The following is a 17945-nucleotide window of genomic DNA, read 5'->3' as shown; positions in this document are numbered from 1 at the left end:
GCATATTGTGACTTTCTATAGCGTAAAAAAATCCACTTCGCTTTACGTGCGTTCTTGGTGTCAGTCACTGAAACAATTCAGAATTGTTTCAGTGACTGGCACTTAATTTTTTCGGCGTAATTTGTCCATTAAACTTTGAACTTCGGCTTTTTTTTGCTCTGTTTCTTCTTTTAATATGTCGATATGGTAGGTGTTATCGATTTCTTTAATTAGGACGCGATCACCGGCTTGTAACGATTGTTCAATGGTATTGATAGGTAGAATTAGTTGCTCAATTTCCTCTGGATATTTTAAAAAAATTGCATAGCCATCTTCAATGCGGTCTAATGTGTATTTAGTCGAGTTCACTTACAACTTCCCCTTTCGCATTAAGTAATTGTGCACTATCCCCGTCATTCAGCCAAATCTGTCTTGTTGTCCACTTTAAATAATTTTGCCCCTCACGTGCTGTCGTACCGCTTGTAACATAAATCGTTTTGCCAGGCTGTAACGATACATTTGGAAAATTAAAAACTTGATTACCTTCTATTGATATAAGTTGCCATTCTTTTAAAGAAACCGTATCTTGACCATTATTTTTTATAGCAACAATTTCCTCTATTAAATCCTTGCGAATAATTTCTACATCTTGTTTCATTTTCGGCTTTTCGGCAATGGCTCCAGACCACTCTTTCGCACTTACATTATAGCTTACCCCATCTGTTGAAACGGTAACTGTCCCAGCTTCGGCTGTTGCATAAATTTTACTTCCAATCGCCTGTAAGCGCTCTACAACTTCAGCATGTGGGTGTCCGTATTTGTTGTCCTTACCATAACTCAAAATGGTTACTTCTGGTTGCACTGCTTGTATAAAGCTTTGGGAACTACTTGTATTGGAACCATGATGGCCTGCCTTTAAAACCGTCGCCTTAACATTTTGTTGTAGCATTTCTTTTTCTAAAGCTACACCTGCGTCACCTGTTAATAAAAATGAAATATTTCCATAGGTAACTTTTAACACAATCGATGCATCATTATTGTCTGAAGCATTTTCGTTAGCATTCAGCACCTTTACTTCTAGTTCATCATCAAAAGCAATACTATCACCTGTTTTTGGCACGTTATACGGAATATTATTCGTATCAATAAGCGAGAGCATTTCTTCAAATGTTTGTGATGTATGTACTTTCCCCGAATCATAAAACTGTTCAATAGGAATCGAATTTAATACAGGGATTAAACCACCAATATGATCGGCATCAGGATGAGTCGCGACGACTATATCAAGCTTATCAATACCGAGTTCATTTATATATGAAACGACCTGTTGCCCAGCCCCTTTAACACCTCCATCAACGAGCATCGTTTTACCATTCGGTGACTCAATTAAAATTGAATCGCCTTGTCCTACATCAAAAAAATGCACACGCATTTCATGACCTGCTGCCACTGGTATTTTTTCTGTTTCTAATGCTGATGTACATCCTGCTAATACAAAAATACAAAGGAGCACTGCAAGTAATTTTTTCATAAAATAACTTCCTTTCTATTTTCTATTATACAAAAAAAGAGAGCGAACTCGAAGGCTGCTCTCTGTTTCTACTCAATCCAATTGCGGCTAACAAAAATTCGAAACCTTCTACTGAAGCAGGTTAAACTAGTACCCACCACAAAATCATTGTAATTACAATTGTAACAAGCCCCTGCAATAGTGTCGCAACAGTTTGTGCTTTATAGGCTTGCGTAACTTCCATCCCACTGTATTGCGTAATAACCCAGAAAAAGCTATCATTCACGTGACTAACCGTCATGGCTCCTGCACCGATTGCCATAACAACTAATGCTAGAGGAACAGCGCCTTCAATGCCAAGCGTAATAAGCATCGGAGCTACTAGTGAAGACGTAATAACTAATGCTGTTGTTGAAGAACCTTGTGCTGTTTTTAACGCAGCTGCTACGATAAATGGTACAACTAGGAAAAGACCTCCAGTTGCAAACATACCTAAATCCATCTCTTGCAACATTTCACCAACGCCAGCATTTTTAATAACCGTTCCAAAAGAGCCGCCCGCTCCAGTAATTAATAAAATCGGAGCAGCCTCTTTTAAGCTGTCACCAATCCAACCAGTTAATGTTTTTTCACTGATTTCAGGTAATAATAACATCGCTGCTGCAACACCTAAAAATAAGGCAACTGTGGGTGACCCTAAAAAACGTAAAATCATATTAAATGTAGCTTCACTATCCCCAACTAATGCTGCGATTGATCCTAGACCGATTAACATAATTGGAAGCACAATCGGTAAAAATGATTTAAACGTTGAAGGCATTTTACCAAATGATTTAATAATTTCTTCATAATCCAATGCCTCTAAGTCATCTTCAGGCACACGAATTTTCGTTGCTACTTTAACTGACCATAAATAGCCTACAAATGTCGCTGGAATTGCTACTAACAATCCAATAACAATCACAGTTCCTAAATAATCTGCCGCCCCAATATTACCAGCCGCTGCTATCGGCCCTGGTGTTGGCGGTACTAAAACGTGTGTAGCAAAGAGCCCTGTTGCCAATGCAACAGCCATCGAGGCAATCGTAACATTTGCGCGCTTTGCTAATGATTTTTGTAAACTCGATAAAATAATAAATCCTGAATCACAGAAAACTGGAATAGATACGATATAGCCGATTAAAGACATAGCTAATTGTGGACGCTTTGGACCAACGATTCGCAATACAACTTCTGCCATTCGATAGGCAGCCCCTGATTTTTCTAAAATTAACCCGATGATTGTTCCAGCTATAATGACTAAACCAATGCTTGTCATTAAGCCTCCAAATCCAGTATTTATACTTTCAACAACAGTTAATAATGGCATACCAGAAGCAATGCCTACAAAAAATGCACTAATTAATAGTGCTAGAAACGGATGAAGCTTTAGCTTTGCTGTTCCGACTACAACAAATAATACCCCTATTAAAATAATAACGAACAACATTTACTCATCCCCCATATTTACATAATTCTCAATTATTTTTTTCGTTTTTAGGCGAATCAAATGATAAGGCTCTTGCATTGCTTGCTGGACAGTAGTCGATTCATCTACTAGTGATTCCACAACAGCAAAATAATTGTGCAAAACAGGCTTATCTTCTTCATCAATGACTCCAGACAATAACACAGCCTGTGTGTTTGTTGTTTTTGCAGCCATCGCCACCCCCAATGGCGCCTTTCCATGTAACGTTTGACGATCCGATTTACCTTCACCAGTAAGAACAATTTGTGCATCTTTCAAATGTTTTTTTAACTGTACAGCATCTATAACAATATCTATACCTGCATGAAAAGTGCCATTTAAAAAGGCAATTAATGCGCCACCTACACCTCCAGCAGCACCTGCCCCTTTATAATCATGTAATCGAATATGAAATTGCGTTTCCACAATATCTGCAAATTGCTTTAAGCAATTATCAAAATAAGTAATTTCATGCTCTTTGACACCCTTTTGCGGACCAAAAATGGCTGTAGCTCCGCGCTCTCCAATCAATGGATTATCCACGTCACATGCAATTGTAAATGTTGCTTCAGACAATCGTGCATCAAGTTGACTATTATCAATCGATGCTAAATCTAGCAATGCTGATACGCCATTCGCAATGGGAGTCCCATCATCTTTTCTAAATTGCAAGCCTAGTGCCCTTAATAGACCAATACCAGCATCGTTTGTTGCACTGCCACCTATTCCAATAATAAATTTACGAAACCCTTTATTAAGTGCAGTCTTTATTAACTGACCTGTCCCATAGGTTGATGCAAGCTCAGGGTTTTTTTCACTGTCCTGCAACAGCGTAATACCAGATGCCTGTGCCATTTCGATAACACAGGTTTCATCATCCCCAAGCACACCAAATTTTGCTTTGATTGTTCTGCCTAACGGATCAAGCACATTTTCTGAAATATACTTCCCCCCTGTTGAAGCAATGAGTGATTCTAACGTACCTTCTCCACCGTCTGCCACTGGTAAAATAACTGTTTCAATCGATTGATTAGCATCCAAGATTCCTTCCTGCATCGCATTTGCTACTTCAAATGCAGACAAAGTACCTTTAAAAGAATCCGGACAAATTATGACTTTCATGTTATACCCCCACTTTACATCCATTCATATTTACGTTGGTGCTCAGCTGTCAGACGATATAGTTTTATCGCATACAAGAAATTTCTTCTACTTTAAGTTAAGCGCTTACAAATTATTATAATGACAATAAATTCAGAAAACATTATAATGAATGTACAAATTAACTGTCATATAACAGAGGTTTATTTATGCGAGGTGTATAAGCATGTTAACAAAAAAATTAGCAGAAGAAATAGTACATCAAACAATGTTACGTTTACGTCGCAACATTAATGTTATTAGTCCAACCGGAGTTATTTTAGCTTCAGGTGATAAAATGAGAGTTGAAAATATTCACGAAGGCGCTCTTTACGTGGCAAAAACGAAAGAGACACTCATCATTAATGGGGAAAATATTGATGCCTATCCAAATACAAAACCTGGCATCAATATGCCGATTATGTATCAGGATGAGGTCCTTGGAGTTATCGGCATTACAGGCGATTCTGAGGAAATTTTAGAAATTGCCAATCTCGTTCAACTAACAACTGAAATCATGACACATCAAGCTATTGTGGAATCGAAAAGTGAGTGGCAACGTAAAAATAACGATTACATATTCGAAGCGTTGGTGCATGGTAGTAAGATAGACGCTGCCTTACAAGAACGCATTCAAAAGCTTCCGTTCACTTTAGAAGCACCATTTCAAATTGTATTACTTAGCTTGGATGCACCGTCATCTGCGGAAAATAGCCTCCCTCTGTTTTTTGAGGATTTATTTTATAAGCAATCTGTTCTTTCTGGTCATAGCCAACTACAAGAATATTATATTTTACTAACAAACTACGATGAACAGCAAAAGCAGCAAATGATGAAAGCATTACGGAAAAAAAAGCACAAACTACCTTCATTACAAATTGGTGTAGGACCAACTGTACCCAATTTAGCACAACTTCCACATTGCTATAACGGTGCTAAAACAGCACTTGAATTTGCCTTTATTAATAAAGAAATTACGTTTTTTGAAGATGTCGAGTTATTTTCTCTTTTTAAAAAGAGAGATTCCGAGGAAGTACAAGCATTCCAAAATCGCGTTCTAAAAAATATGAATGCTAAACAACTCGAAACGTTGCAAACCTTTTTTGATTGTAATTTGCAACTGAAGCTTTGTGCACAACAACTTAATATTCACCGTCACACACTTACCTATCGATTAAATAAAATTCGAGAGCTTACAGGCTACGATCCACAATATTTTGAGGATGCTGTCATCTTAAAAATGGCCTGCACTTTACGGTAAATCATTTACGGCAATGTTGACAAAGATTTACCGGCGATTCGGCGATTTCGGATGGTGGTGACAGGCACTCAAACAATTTTACATGTTGATGGTAGCGTAGGCGGTGACTACTGCGGGAACGCATGCTTAGTAAGACGCAACAAGCCGCGCGTTAGCGAGGGTTGCGGCTTACGGTGTGCCCGCGGAAAGCATCAGCCGTAGCGGACATCAACGTCACACCAAAAAAGTGTCAGATTGATTTGCAGTCAATCTAACACTTTACTCTTTTGCCCTTTAAGCATTATATAATTCATTTAATAGCTCAATTTTTTTGCCAATTGCGTCTTCAAACGTCATGATGTAAGCTGCAGGATCTTTTGGATTATAGAATTGTGTAATCTTCCCTGTCTCAGGATGAACAAATTTTGAAGATGCTCCACAACCAATACCTAAGATAGTCTGCACTTCCTCCATAATAACAATATTATATATGCTTTCTTCGCCCGCTTTACTGTAGCCTACATTTTCTAAATTACCTAAAATATTTTTTTGACGATATAGATAGTAAGGAACATAATCATTTTCCTTCGTCCATACTTGCGCCATCTGCATCATTTGTGCGACCGTATCACGATCTGCCACCTTGTATTTATCTTTATTGCGCGTCATTTCGGATGCACGTTTAAAGGATAATGTGTGTACTGTTAATGACTCTGGTTGCATTTTTGCAGATTCCTCTAATGAATGTTGGAACTCTTCCGTCCCTTCATTTGGCAAACCAATAATTAAATCCATATTAATGTTATTCATACCAGATTCGCGTGCTAACCAAAACTTATCAATCGTTTCTTGCACCGTATGATGGCGTCCAATTGCTTTTAATGTTTCATCTGTATAAGATTGCGGATTAACACTAATACGATCAATACCCCATTTTTTCAGTACAGCTAATTTCTCGGGTGTAATTGTATCCGGACGACCTGCTTCAACCGTTACCTCCCGAATCGTTTCTGGGTTCGGGAAGGCGTCAAACATTGTTTGATACAATGCATCCATTTCATGTGCCTCGATTGAAGTTGGTGTACCGCCACCCCAATAAATTGAAGTGATTTTCATATTATTTTCTGTCAGCCACTTACCCATCTCACGTAATTCAATGTGCAGACCATCTAAAAATGTCTCTACACGACCTTGCTTACGGTTACTACCAATCGCATAAGCAGGGAAAGTACAATATGCACATTTTGTTGGACAGAATGGAATGCCAATATAAATACTAATTTCCTTCCCAATATTATCTAAGTCAGGAATAGTGACGAGCTGACGAGCTACAATCTCCTTCAACAGTGCTACCTTTTCCTCAGACAATCGGAAGTCACGTACGAGCACTTCAGCAATTTTTATATCATCCAAACCTGCCTGGCGGAATTTATGATAGAGCTTTGTTGGGCGCACACCTGTTAAAATACCCCATTGCTGATGCATCCCAGTATGCTGCTCTAGCACATCTAAAAACACGTGCGATAGTGCACGTTTCATTCGAATATTTTGCTCACGACCAACTGCCTCTACCTCATAATCAATATGGTAATCACTCGTATAACGCTTATCATCTACCTCTAGCACCGCTCTCGTATAGATAGAAAAATTTTCATCAACTCGGTAGTTGAAGGCAACGGACATATCCGCCTCCTGCGCAGTCGTACTTAACTTCGAATCCTCAAAAAATAAATTCGCAATATGATTTAATACGCGAATCCAATCCTCAGGATATTTTTGATCTATTTGAATAATTTTCATTGTTTTCGCTCTCTTCTTTCAATATTCCAATGTACATTACTAAATTAATGATTGCCTCAATAGTTTAACAAATTTTTATAAGTTTAAGCAAAGCTACTATTTGCAAGTTATTATTGACAGAATATTTAGACTAATTATAGACAAATTATTTAATTATACATATAATTTTTAGTAAAGGTGGTGTTGATAGTGGTTGTAATAAAAGAAAACTTTCCTTCTGTTTCTAGCTTTATTCAGCAATTAGAAGTAGCCTTCCATCATTTTGATTTACAACGTTGTGACGAAAAGACATTGTATGTCACCATATTTTTAAAATATCGCGGTCAAAAGGTCCTTTGCGATTTTATTTATATTATTAATCACCAAGAAATGTATGGCGCTATCTCTATCAACGAGCATTATAAACATGCAAGAAACTTTATTCAACAACATTTCCACCATATCCTTTTATACTCTGATGAATTACGATTAGCACAAAACTTTATGAATACATTTCATTTCAAGCAAAGCTTACAGCAGTTTGCCAAAAAATATCCTAAATTTATGACTCATAAACAGCTTTTTTCATAGGACAAGTGTAAATAAAAGGGAGGCGTCTGTAGTATTGGACGCCCCCCTTTCACTATTATTCCTTTATCAGTTCACTCAGCCCTGTAATATCAATTCCGTTTAATGCTTGTGTTGCCAGTCTATCTGCTTCTGCATTCTCTTTCCTCGAAATAAGCTTATAGTCGGGTCGAAGGCTTAGCTCACTTAATTTCGCGTCAATTTTGTCCGCCCAACCTGCTAAATCCTTCTCCAATGCAGGCCATTCCCCATTTAGCTGATTAATTACTACTTGTGAATCCCCAATAATGCTTATCGGCAAATGATGAGCATTTAATAATTCAAGCTCCACTAAACCTAAATAAAGGGCTGCATATTCAGCCTCATTGTTTGATTTGAGCTCCGCGGAAAAGGCATTTTTTCTTAGCCTATAGGGTTTACCATTTTGCTCATAATAAATGGCACACCCAAGTCCTGACTGTGTAGTTGCACGGTCAAAGCCTCCATCAAAATAGACAGTAATATTGTGAGGTTCCGTATCAACTTCTTTTAGATATGCCTTTAGCTCCTTTATAGACCAGTTCGTATCTTGTCGATCAAGAAATTGTAGCGATTTGACACGTCCTGTACGTTCCATATCCTCCGCCAATAATAATGCTTGAGCTGCTGGCATTTCTTCTGATCGTAAAACCGTCCCTGCACCCTTTGGTGTTTTATACGTCCATTCAATTAAAACATGCATGACATTCCCTCCATAAGTGAAAACGTGTCTCGAATAGCCGAGACACGTTTTCCTTCTTACTTTGTTATATGTGCAAATATTCGTTTATTTATTCCTTACAAAACATTTAACGGTGTATTGCTGATAAACACGCTTACTTACATGCCCTCGTACAACGATTGAATAGGTTTTACTAAAATACGGTTTACTTCTTCGATAACGCCACTTAGCTTCATCTCTGCTTCAAGCATCGCTACAATTTTCTCATTTTGTTGCGCGAGCTGTGCTGTTTTTTGAGCATAGAGTAGTTCATCTTCCTGTAAATCTTCCCCAGCCATTTGTTTTTGCTGTAAATCTATTTGAATCTTACGGAAGTTTTGAAATAGCTTTATTGCATCCTCATCCGCCTTGACTACTGCTACTGCTTCTTCTAATGTTTTAAATTCCGCCGTTTTGCGGAAAGTTGCCTCCAAAGCATTAATTTCATTATAAATATTAACCATTATTTCTTTTTCCCCTTTCTAAATAAAGTAGACGATTAAACCTTGCACAATACCAATTAGTCCACCAAGAACTGCACCAAGAACAGTAATCATTTTAAATTCACGCTTCGAAATACCAAGGACAAGCTCTTCAAGTTTTGATACTGGGAACGAATCAACTTGTTCACGTACTATTTCTTGTAAATTTAAGCGTTTTAACACATCTTCTAATTTGTCTTCTGCTCTATCAAATGCTTTTTCGATCATTTGAGGCACTACTGTTTCCCTCATCCACGTACTACCGTTAGGCCAGTAATATGAAATAGGATGCTGTAAGCGTTCTGCAACTGCTAATTGATCTTTTACATAGCTTTGTAAATTTGCTAATATCGGTTCAAAGTCAATATCCCCTAAATAATCCATTGCTGGACGATCCTTTAATTTTTCCCACTCCTGTGTGAAAATGTTCGTTAGTAGTGCTGTTGTTCCAGGAGCCTGTATAAACTTCACAAGCTCGCGTTGTACTTTGCCCATAAGTGACGAGGAATCACCTAAAAACATATTAATCATACCGCCAAGTGATCCTTTTGACGATAAAAAGTCATCAATCATCGCCTTAATCGTCATTTCACCAGCTGGCGATAAAAAATAATCTTCACCTTTCTCTAAAATATGTCCGACTGCTACTGGAATTTTAGCATCAATCGTATTTTGAATGTCCTCCGATAACAGTGTACGAATTGCTCTCGTTGATAATGTATTCTTAACTGATTCAAATTGTCCGGCTACAATTAGCTCTACCTTTTGTTCGATTGTAGCGGGCATATTGGAGAAACCAGCTAAAGATAACCAATCTTGAATCGTTTTATCATCCGTAAAGAATGTATCTTCTACCTTTGTTTGTACAAATTGCTCTACTTTATCTTGAATGTCCTTGGAAAAAAACTTTTTCCTAAAGGTCTCAGGTGTCAGTAGATAATTTACAACTGTTAGGCCAAGCTGTTTCGCTAATTCATCACGTCTTTTTGGAATAAGACCCGGTGTAAAGGGCACGCGCCAATTTTTAATATAGATTGCTTCATGAGGTCGAAAAAGCATTTTAATTGCAAGATGATTTGTTATACCTCCGATTGCAGCACCGATGATGGCCATAAATATTAATGTCACTATAAAATTGTCCATTAGCATCCACTCATTTCAATCGTATTCACATTTGGCGTATTTTGTCGCCTATTGGACTCATTATAGCAGAGCAATGAAATCCAACGAAAGAAATACCCTCCATTTAATTACGACAAAGCATAATTGTACCTATTCTTTAAACAATGACAAATTGTTTAGTTGCAAAATTACCGCTATCCTTGAATAATATTAAATACATATAATTAGAAATGGGGTTTGTATATGATTCAGCATTTTAGCTTTAAACCTTTATTTGAAAATACACAGCTTCCTGGATGGGCCATTTCGTTTTTCTATCAACGTGAACGCTATGCTGCAGAATATTTAAAGGATGGAGTCATTCAATGGATTGGACCTATTCCTCCGGATGAAGAAGATGTTAAAAAAATGATTCACGAACTTATGCTTTTCCATATTTATGACTAAAAATATCGATATTTTTTTGCTTTGACCCACTTAAAAATACCTAATATTTACTAGAAAAATCACTGCTATTATACGAAAAGTGCTTGTTTATATTGATATTCCTGTATTTTTCTTATACATTTAATAAATGAATTTATTTCTAAATGTTTTTTATGCAGGAGGCTATTTCAATGAGTAAAGTCCCACTTTCGGATGACTTAAACAACTATAATTCAAAAGCATTAATTCGTGCAAAAGTAAAAGAACTTTTTTCTGAATTTTCGGCAAAAATATTTGGGTTAGTCGATGAGGCAAATACTATCGATAGTAAAAAATTTGAAGTACTATCTGGCTTTAGTAGTAATTTTTACAGTGAGTATTGCAGCCAATTAAAAGCTATTTTTGAATCCCCAACTGGAATCGGAAAACGTGCTAGTAAACAAATGTACTTAATTTATAATGGCAATCATTATATCCTTACACAACAAGGGCTGACAGAAAAAGCACCTATCACCATCTCAACTTTTACAGACGCAATCCCTTTAAAGGAATCTGTGCATGATGTGGAAAAGGCTTGTCTTAAGTTACGCTTTCAACAATAATTTTTTTCGATACATATTGACGCAAAAAAGAGGCTGTCTCCTATAATTGGGACAACCTCTTTTTGTTGCATATTAAAAATAATTCATTTAAAAAAATCCACAAGTAAAGCACTCTTGAGATTTTTGACGTGTCGTTTTATATGAGATGCAAATGCTTCTTTCTCTAAATAAACTATCCTTGCTCCATATAAAGTTAGCATAATGCATATCGATTTTCAATCATTTGTCATCTAGATAATATCCATTTTTTTAAAAGCTATGCCTTCTAAAAATAGTATAAAAAAGTCGTTGTCAATATTTGTGTTTTAGTTATAAATAACTTATGATTAAAACATCCAACAATTTTTTAAATCATAGGAGGTGTACACTTTGTTTACTTCCCTCATTCGGGCGGGGACAAAGGAATTATTTGGACGGAGACATATTGGAAATAACCATAAGGTTGGCGGCATTCGCCCTACTAATCATAATGACAGGATTTTTCGTTGCAACTGAATTTGCAATCGTAAAAGTAAGAACTACCCGCATAGATCAATTAGTCGCAGAAGGCCATAAAAAAGCGAAAAATGCAAAACGTGTTGTCTCGGATTTAGACGAGTACTTATCCGCTTGTCAGTTAGGTATTACAATTACAGCACTTGGACTTGGGTGGCTAGGTGAACCAACGTTTGAAATCATTTTACATCCAGTGTTCGAGTTTCTAAATCTGAACGGTAGCATAACATCTATCCTTTCATTTATACTTGCATTCTCAATTGTAACGTTTATGCATGTAGTTATCGGGGAATTGGCGCCAAAAACTTTAGCCATCCAAAAAGCAGAATTTGTTACATTAAACTTGTCTGGTCCGTTAATTTTATTCCACAATATTACGTATCCAATCATTAAATTATTAAATGGCTCTGCTCGTGGTTTAACAGGTCTATTTGGTCTTAAAATGATGTCAGAATCAGAAGTTGCGCATACTGAAGAAGAATTGCGTATGATTTTGTCGGATAGTTTAAAAGGTGGAGAAATTAATAACGCAGAATATGAATATGTTAACAGTATCTTCGAGTTCTCAGATCGCCTTGCAAAAGAAATCATGGTGCCACGTACTGAAATCGTCGGAATCGAGAAAGAGCTTACTATTAAAGAAGTATTCGATTTACTGGGTGTTGAACAATATACTCGTTATCCAATTATCGACGGTGATAAAGACCATATTATTGGATTAGTCAATATGAAGCATTTATTAACTGCTTACATTAAAGACCCAGCAAATGGTGATAAATTAGTGATTGACTATATGCAACCGATTATTCGCGTCATGGAAACAACGCAAATTAATGAATTATTACTCAAGATTCAACGTGAACGTATTCATATGGCTATTTTAATGGATGAGTATGGTGGAACATCGGGTCTTGTAACCATTGAAGATATTATCGAGGAAATTGTCGGGGACATTCAAGATGAGTTCGATGAAGATGAAATCCCAGAAGTACAAGAAGTTGCAGAAAATCATTTTATTTTAGATGCAAAAATGCTACTAGAAAACGTCAATGATATGCTAGGTACTGACATAGAAGATGATGATATCGATACGATTGGTGGTTGGTTCATGACGAAGCGTTTCGATGCTGTTGAAGGTGATAGCATTGAAGTGCAAGGTTTTGAATTCACAGCTAAAGAACTAGACGGTCACCACATATTATACTTAGAAGTTCTGAAATTACCTGAACTTGATTTAGCAAATGACATCGAAGAATCGAAAGACTATAAATAACACAGCTAAGACGACTCCCTTTCATATAAGGGGGTCGTTTTATAATGCCCGAAAGTTTTGCGAGGAGGAAACAAAATGGAGCTCTATACAAATTTACGTCAAGGGGAAAAAGGTGCTTGGTTATCTATAGCTACCTACTTAATACTGAGCTCAGTAAAGTTAACAATTGGCTATATTGGAACATCTGAAGCTTTAAAAGCAGATGGATTAAATAATACAACTGATATCATTGCATCTATTGCCGTATTAATCGGCTTACGTATTGCCCAAAGACCACCAGATTCAAATCACCAATATGGCCATCTACGCGCTGAGACTGTTGCGTCACTTGTTGCATCTTTCATTATGCTTGTTGTCGGCCTACAAGTTTTGATTGCTTCTTTACGAGGACTGTGGGAGCCAACTGGCACAACCCCATCCATGTTAACAGCATTTGTTGCAATTGGGAGTGCCGTAGTAATGTATATTGTTTATCGCTATAATTTAGCTCTATCAAAAAAAATACGAAGTGCTGCTGTTAAAGCTGCCGCTTACGACAATCGTTCAGATGCACTTGTCAGCATTGGTACAGCTATCGGGATATTCGGTGCAATTTTCGGCTTCCCGATTATTGATACATTGACAGCTCTTGTTGTAGCTTTTCTTATACTAAAAACTGCCGTAGAAATATTTTGGGAAGCTGTTCAAAGTCTTACAGATGCCTTTGATATTGATGAAGTCGAGACTTTGTCAGTACTAATTCGCAATGTAGACGGCGTTATTGAACTTCTAGATTTCAAAGGACGCGCACATGGAAATATGTACTTTATAGATGTAACAGTGACTGTGAATCCTTATTTAAATGTCTTTGAAAGCCACCGTATTACAGAAGAAATTGAACGTACAATTATGCGGGAAAATAGTTTCTGTCAGGTGCTCGTCCATATTGAACCACACATCGAAGATTTGCCTCCTACAAACAAAAGCCAGTCTCCTACCACTTGATGGTAAGAGACTGGCTTTTTTGCGTTATGCCGCATCGCAAGGCAATTCGCGTTTAACTATTATCATACTTACTTAATTGCAATATAAATATCGACCTGAGACTCAGTAGGTTGGCATCGTTCATCATATAGTTCAAAGTCGCCAGTATACGTTCGTTCTACATCAGAGTTTGCAAACCAAGCCCATATATCTTGCCAAGCTTTGATTACAATCTCTGGCATTGCCCCTTTTTCTGAAGTAAAGACTAAATATTTCGAGGCAGGAACTGTTTTTATAGACATCCCATTTGGCACTTCTTTGTCAGTTGATACTTCCACTCCAAGGGTAATTGAATAATCTCCATTAACATCTGTTTCATAATCCGAATATAGTCCATACATAACGCCCTCGTTCACTTGAGTTGACAGTTGACTAGCTACATTTTGCTGAAAATAGCTTGTCCATAATTGAGGTATTTTCGCTGTTGGAGTAATTTCATTCGCATTATTTGTGCGCGCTTCTATTCCTACTATTTGAAAGCTTTGTTTTTCTTTTACAACTGGAGGATTAACATCGCCTGTTCTCCATCTTTTTAAACTAGGTAAAAATGAAGCTAACATTTGACGGGCATCTTCTTCTGCCATGCCCTCTTCCTTTAAATGAGGTACACATATGTTAATCATTTCATTGACAGTTATATTTGGCTGTTTGAACTCTCCTAATTCGTAGCAATATGTGCAATAGTCCTGACACACCTGCCCATCTCTTTCTGTTCCTAACATTTTTGCATTCACTAATGGCATTCCACAGCTTTGGCAATAACTTTGCATAATTTATATCCACCCTTCGTTCATTTGTTTTCACTATAACAAAGCAAACTTGACAACTGTATGTCATCAATTGAGAGTAATAAATCACCTTTTATTTTCTGCATATAATGCTACAATTTCCTGAGCCCGTCTTTGCACAATTTCAACTAAATAAGGGGGATCAATAAGCTTTATTCGATTCCCAAAGCTCAGCAAAAATCCATATAGCCATTCATCTTCAGGCAATGAAACTTGCACAATAGATTTTTCATTATCTATATGTTCTGCTCCAAATGTTTCTTCTACTAATGTTCGAATAGTTTCATCAAATGACAGTGTGATTTCCACTAAGTTGTGCGGTTGTTGCCAAGCTTTATCCCAAGGTAGTTCTGTTAAATGAACTGTCTTCCGTTCAAAACATATTAATTCTTCTTTTATCTCCTTCATTCTTGAGATTTTAAATAAGCGAAAACCATTCCTTAAAGTGCAATAACCATATATATACCATACTTTACCCTTCTGTACTAAAGTAAGCGGCTCTATCAAGCGCTTTGTCATCGTCCCATGCGCAGTTGAATACAAGAAGCTGACACAATGCTCGTCCTCGATTGCCCTTTTTAATAAGGTTATTTGTTCTTTTAATATAACGTTCTGTCCCCAAGGGCTTAGGTCAACAAATAAATGATCAATCGATTTTTTCACTTTCTCATCTGCTATCCCTGTTAATTTTTCTAAAACAGCTGTGGCGTGAGAATCCTCATATGACGTTAAGGCACTTTTGAGAGCAATCGACAGAGAGGTTAGTTCCTCCTTCGTTAAAATTTGCTTATCCATTCTATAACCATCAATTAAACTTATCCCACCATTTACGCCTTGCTGACTCACAACCGGTACCCCTGCACAGCTTAGGGTTTCAACATCGCGGTAAATTGTACGAACTGATACGTCAAATAACTCTGCCAATTCTTGAGCCTTTACTTTTTTACGATTAATTAAAATCATTGTCATCGTTAGTAAACGATCTAATTTCATTGTCTAATCCCTCAACTTTGTACATATTTTTAAAACACACACTACTTTTCCACAACAAAGTAATTTTCAATTACTTATATACTATTGTTTTTAAGTATTTTTTAAGTACCTTTTGAGTTTTCTTTAAGTCAAATGTACTATAATAACGGCTATTACATAATACATTCATTAGAATGTTTTTACAAAATAAGAAATAAGAAACTTTAAATCCCTTCAGTCTATTTTCTAGTTTAACTATCGTAACTTTCTTTTTTCAAAATAGTTTAATAATAAACGCTTATACAATTATTTCAATTCTCTTAACACTACATAAAAAACTTTTATCCTCTATATAATGGGGAGACCTTTTCAAAAACAATGTACTAGAGTTTAATGGTTTTCAATTTAATTGTATAAAGGAGATTTTGATGTGATTCGAGCCGTTTTAATAGACAATGAACCTCTAGCTTTACACTATTTTCAAAATAAGCTACAAAACTTTCAACAAATAGAGGTTACTAAAACCTTCACTAGTGTAAAGCTATTCTTAAATAGCCTTCCATCACTGGAATTTGAAGTAATATTTTTAGAAATAAAGCTTGATGAACTGAATGGACTTGAAGTAGCTGATATTATAAAAAGCAATCGCCCACATGTAATTGTTATATTTATAACTTCGTATTCAGAATTTGCAATCCAAGCATATGAAATTGGAGGACTTGATTATTTACTTAAACCGATTAGCCAAGCGCGCTTAGAAAAAACAGTATCACGTATAGAACACGAATTTTCTATGCAGCAGTTGGTACAACAAACCTCTAATACGATTTTAAATGTCCAATGCTTTAATCAATTTGCTACCTATAGCAACAATAGTCTCGTGTCCTTCAAAACTGAGAAAACAAAAGAATTATTCGCTTATTTTATATTGCACCCTAACATGCCTATTCATCGGGATGTTTTAATCGGAATTCTTTGGCCCAATTTAGATTATGTTCGTGCTAAATCTAATCTTCATACAGCACTATCTTATTTAAGAAAAACATTAAATAATATGGGCTACGCCAACTGTATAATATTTTCTAACAAATATTATATTTTTGAGAAACCTAATATTTTGTGTGATTTATACGAATTCCAAGATTGTTTTAGTGATTTTAAGAAGTCGGATTTTCCTCCGATTTCATTAATCAATCAATGTCTTGCCATTTATAAGGACGGCTTACTCATATTTGATGATTATGAATGGGCTACCTCAGATAGAGATAAGCTTACTAAATCATACATAGAGTTATTAGAGAAAGGGTTTCAAACAAGCATAGGAACCGAAACGGAAAAAGCTATTGACTATCTCAATCGTTTATTAGAGTTTGATCCTTATAATGAACTTAAGCTTGAACAATATTTGCAACTGTTAATCGAGGCAGGATTGCATACACAGGCATACACTATTTTTTTAACCTATGAACAAAAACTAAAGGAAGACTTAGCACTCACTCCGAGTTCTACTTTACTAGAAATGTCTAACAAATTATTTAGTCATAATCAATGATTTACTTGGAAAGAGGCATAAAAGAGAAAAAGTGTTAGATTGACTTCAATCAATCTAACACTTTTTACTATGCCGTTGCTGTCCGCTACGCGGTGCTTTCCGCGGGCACACCGTAAGTCGCAACCCTCGCTAACGCGCGGTCTGTTGCGTCTTACGCTGCGTGCTGTTCCCGCAGGAGTCACCGCCTACGCTACCATCAACTAGTGCATTCTTCTAATTTTTTATTGCAAAAGTAAGAATAGCTAAGGCTTCGTCCATTTTGCATGCGGGAAAAATGCCATCAATCTAACACGTTTTTTTGCAATGTCGTTGGTGTCCGCTACGGCGGTGCTTTCCGCGGGCACACCGTAAGTCGCAACCCTCGCTAACGCGCGGTCTGTTGCGTCTTACATTGTGCGCTGTTCCCGCAGGAGTCACCGCCTACGCTACCATCAACTAGTTCATTCTTCTAATTTTTTTATTGCAAAAGTAAGAATAGCTAAGGCTTCATCCATTTTGCATGCGGGAAAAATGCCATCAATCTAACACGCTTTGCAATGCCGTTGGTGTCCGCTACGGCGGTTGCTTTCCACGGGGGCACACCGTAAGTCGCAACCCTCGCTAACGCACGGTTTGTTGCGTCTTACGCTGCGTGCTGTTCCCGCAGGAGTCACCGCCTACGCTACCATCAACTAGTTCATTCTTCTAATTTTTTTATTGCAAAAGTAAGAATAGCTAAGGCTTCATCC

The 17945-nt window shown here is 36.9% G+C and carries 17 protein-coding genes; 7 read left to right on the top strand and 10 right to left on the bottom strand.

The annotated features are described in order from the left end of the window. Positions 1–102: 102 nt before the first annotated feature. The 4 genes from ACIQXJ_RS15045 to ACIQXJ_RS15030 all read right to left on the bottom strand — a co-directional run bounded on the left by ACIQXJ_RS15045 (position 103) and on the right by ACIQXJ_RS15030 (position 4118). A complete protein-coding gene (locus ACIQXJ_RS15045; RefSeq protein ID WP_403055493.1) occupies positions 103–348 on the bottom strand; it encodes a DUF3006 domain-containing protein in 246 nt (81 codons plus the stop codon). Beyond that, positions 335–1510 carry an MBL fold metallo-hydrolase gene (locus tag ACIQXJ_RS15040; RefSeq protein ID WP_403055495.1) on the bottom strand — a complete coding sequence of 392 codons (1176 nt, stop codon included), beginning with the start codon at positions 1508–1510 and terminating at the stop codon, positions 335–337. Before ACIQXJ_RS15040 ends, ACIQXJ_RS15045 begins: the two co-directional genes overlap by 14 nt. A 121-nt stretch (positions 1511–1631) precedes the next feature. Next, positions 1632–2978 (bottom strand): GntP family permease, encoded by a 1347-nt coding sequence (locus ACIQXJ_RS15035; RefSeq protein ID WP_403055497.1) that lies wholly within the window; start codon positions 2976–2978, stop codon positions 1632–1634. After that, positions 2979–4118 carry a glycerate kinase gene (locus ACIQXJ_RS15030; protein WP_403055499.1) on the bottom strand — a complete coding sequence of 380 codons (1140 nt, stop codon included), beginning with the start codon at positions 4116–4118 and terminating at the stop codon, positions 2979–2981. Between the two features lie 205 nt (positions 4119–4323). Between ACIQXJ_RS15030 and ACIQXJ_RS15025 the strand changes: the two genes are divergently transcribed. Continuing rightward, positions 4324–5397, top strand: coding sequence for a CdaR family transcriptional regulator (locus tag ACIQXJ_RS15025; RefSeq protein ID WP_403055501.1), 1074 nt, complete (start codon positions 4324–4326; stop codon positions 5395–5397). A gap of 273 nt (positions 5398–5670) precedes the next feature. On the opposite strand, the gene ACIQXJ_RS15020 is transcribed toward ACIQXJ_RS15025, so the two are convergent. Then, the gene (locus tag ACIQXJ_RS15020) at positions 5671–7176 is read right to left on the bottom strand and encodes a coproporphyrinogen III oxidase (protein ID WP_403055503.1); all 1506 of its coding nucleotides are present in this window, start codon (positions 7174–7176) and stop codon (positions 5671–5673) included. Positions 7177–7365: 189 nt separating this feature from the next. Between ACIQXJ_RS15020 and ACIQXJ_RS15015 the strand changes: the two genes are divergently transcribed. Next, positions 7366–7746, top strand: coding sequence for a hypothetical protein (locus tag ACIQXJ_RS15015; RefSeq protein WP_403055505.1), 381 nt, complete (start codon positions 7366–7368; stop codon positions 7744–7746). Positions 7747–7801: 55 nt separating this feature from the next. On the opposite strand, the gene ACIQXJ_RS15010 is transcribed toward ACIQXJ_RS15015, so the two are convergent. From ACIQXJ_RS15010 to ACIQXJ_RS15000, 3 genes are all read right to left on the bottom strand, one after another. Then, the gene (locus tag ACIQXJ_RS15010; RefSeq protein WP_403055507.1) at positions 7802–8464 is read right to left on the bottom strand and encodes a ribonuclease H family protein; all 663 of its coding nucleotides are present in this window, start codon (positions 8462–8464) and stop codon (positions 7802–7804) included. Between the two features lie 137 nt (positions 8465–8601). Continuing rightward, a complete protein-coding gene (locus tag ACIQXJ_RS15005) occupies positions 8602–8946 on the bottom strand; it encodes a YlbF family regulator (RefSeq protein ID WP_340822416.1) in 345 nt (114 codons plus the stop codon). Positions 8947–8964: 18 nt separating this feature from the next. Next, entirely contained in the window at positions 8965–10107 is a 1143-nt protein-coding gene (locus tag ACIQXJ_RS15000) for a DUF445 domain-containing protein (RefSeq protein WP_403055509.1), read from the bottom strand. Positions 10108–10329: 222 nt separating this feature from the next. On the opposite strand from ACIQXJ_RS15000, the gene ACIQXJ_RS14995 reads away from it, so the two are divergent. From ACIQXJ_RS14995 to ACIQXJ_RS14980, 4 genes are all read left to right on the top strand, one after another. Then, the gene (locus ACIQXJ_RS14995) at positions 10330–10533 is read left to right on the top strand and encodes a YheE family protein (RefSeq protein ID WP_340822414.1); all 204 of its coding nucleotides are present in this window, start codon (positions 10330–10332) and stop codon (positions 10531–10533) included. A gap of 170 nt (positions 10534–10703) precedes the next feature. Then, entirely contained in the window at positions 10704–11114 is a 411-nt protein-coding gene (locus tag ACIQXJ_RS14990; protein ID WP_403055511.1) for a hypothetical protein, read from the top strand. Positions 11115–11538: 424 nt separating this feature from the next. Then, the gene (locus tag ACIQXJ_RS14985) at positions 11539–12882 is read left to right on the top strand and encodes a hemolysin family protein (protein ID WP_403055513.1); all 1344 of its coding nucleotides are present in this window, start codon (positions 11539–11541) and stop codon (positions 12880–12882) included. 75 nt (positions 12883–12957) lie between these two features. Then, positions 12958–13866, top strand: coding sequence for a cation diffusion facilitator family transporter (locus ACIQXJ_RS14980; RefSeq protein ID WP_403055515.1), 909 nt, complete (start codon positions 12958–12960; stop codon positions 13864–13866). A gap of 68 nt (positions 13867–13934) precedes the next feature. Here ACIQXJ_RS14980 and ACIQXJ_RS14975 read toward each other — a convergent pair whose 3' ends face one another. Both ACIQXJ_RS14975 and ACIQXJ_RS14970 read right to left on the bottom strand, forming a co-directional pair. Beyond that, positions 13935–14675 (bottom strand): effector binding domain-containing protein, encoded by a 741-nt coding sequence (locus ACIQXJ_RS14975; protein ID WP_403055517.1) that lies wholly within the window; start codon positions 14673–14675, stop codon positions 13935–13937. An 84-nt stretch (positions 14676–14759) separates the two neighbouring features. After that, positions 14760–15686: a helix-turn-helix transcriptional regulator gene (locus ACIQXJ_RS14970; protein ID WP_403055519.1), complete on the bottom strand. Its 927-nt coding sequence runs from the start codon at positions 15684–15686 to the stop codon at positions 14760–14762. Positions 15687–16095: 409 nt separating this feature from the next. On the opposite strand from ACIQXJ_RS14970, the gene ACIQXJ_RS14965 reads away from it, so the two are divergent. Further along, a complete protein-coding gene (locus tag ACIQXJ_RS14965; protein ID WP_403055521.1) occupies positions 16096–17217 on the top strand; it encodes a response regulator in 1122 nt (373 codons plus the stop codon). Positions 17218–17945: the final 728 nt, after the last annotated feature.

Source organism: Lysinibacillus sp. NPDC097868, from assembly GCF_044761135.1.
Classification (GTDB): Bacteria; Bacillota; Bacilli; order Bacillales_A; family Planococcaceae; genus Lysinibacillus.
The sequence above is the reverse complement of the archived record's forward strand: the minus strand, read 5'-3'. Positions and strand labels throughout refer to the sequence as shown.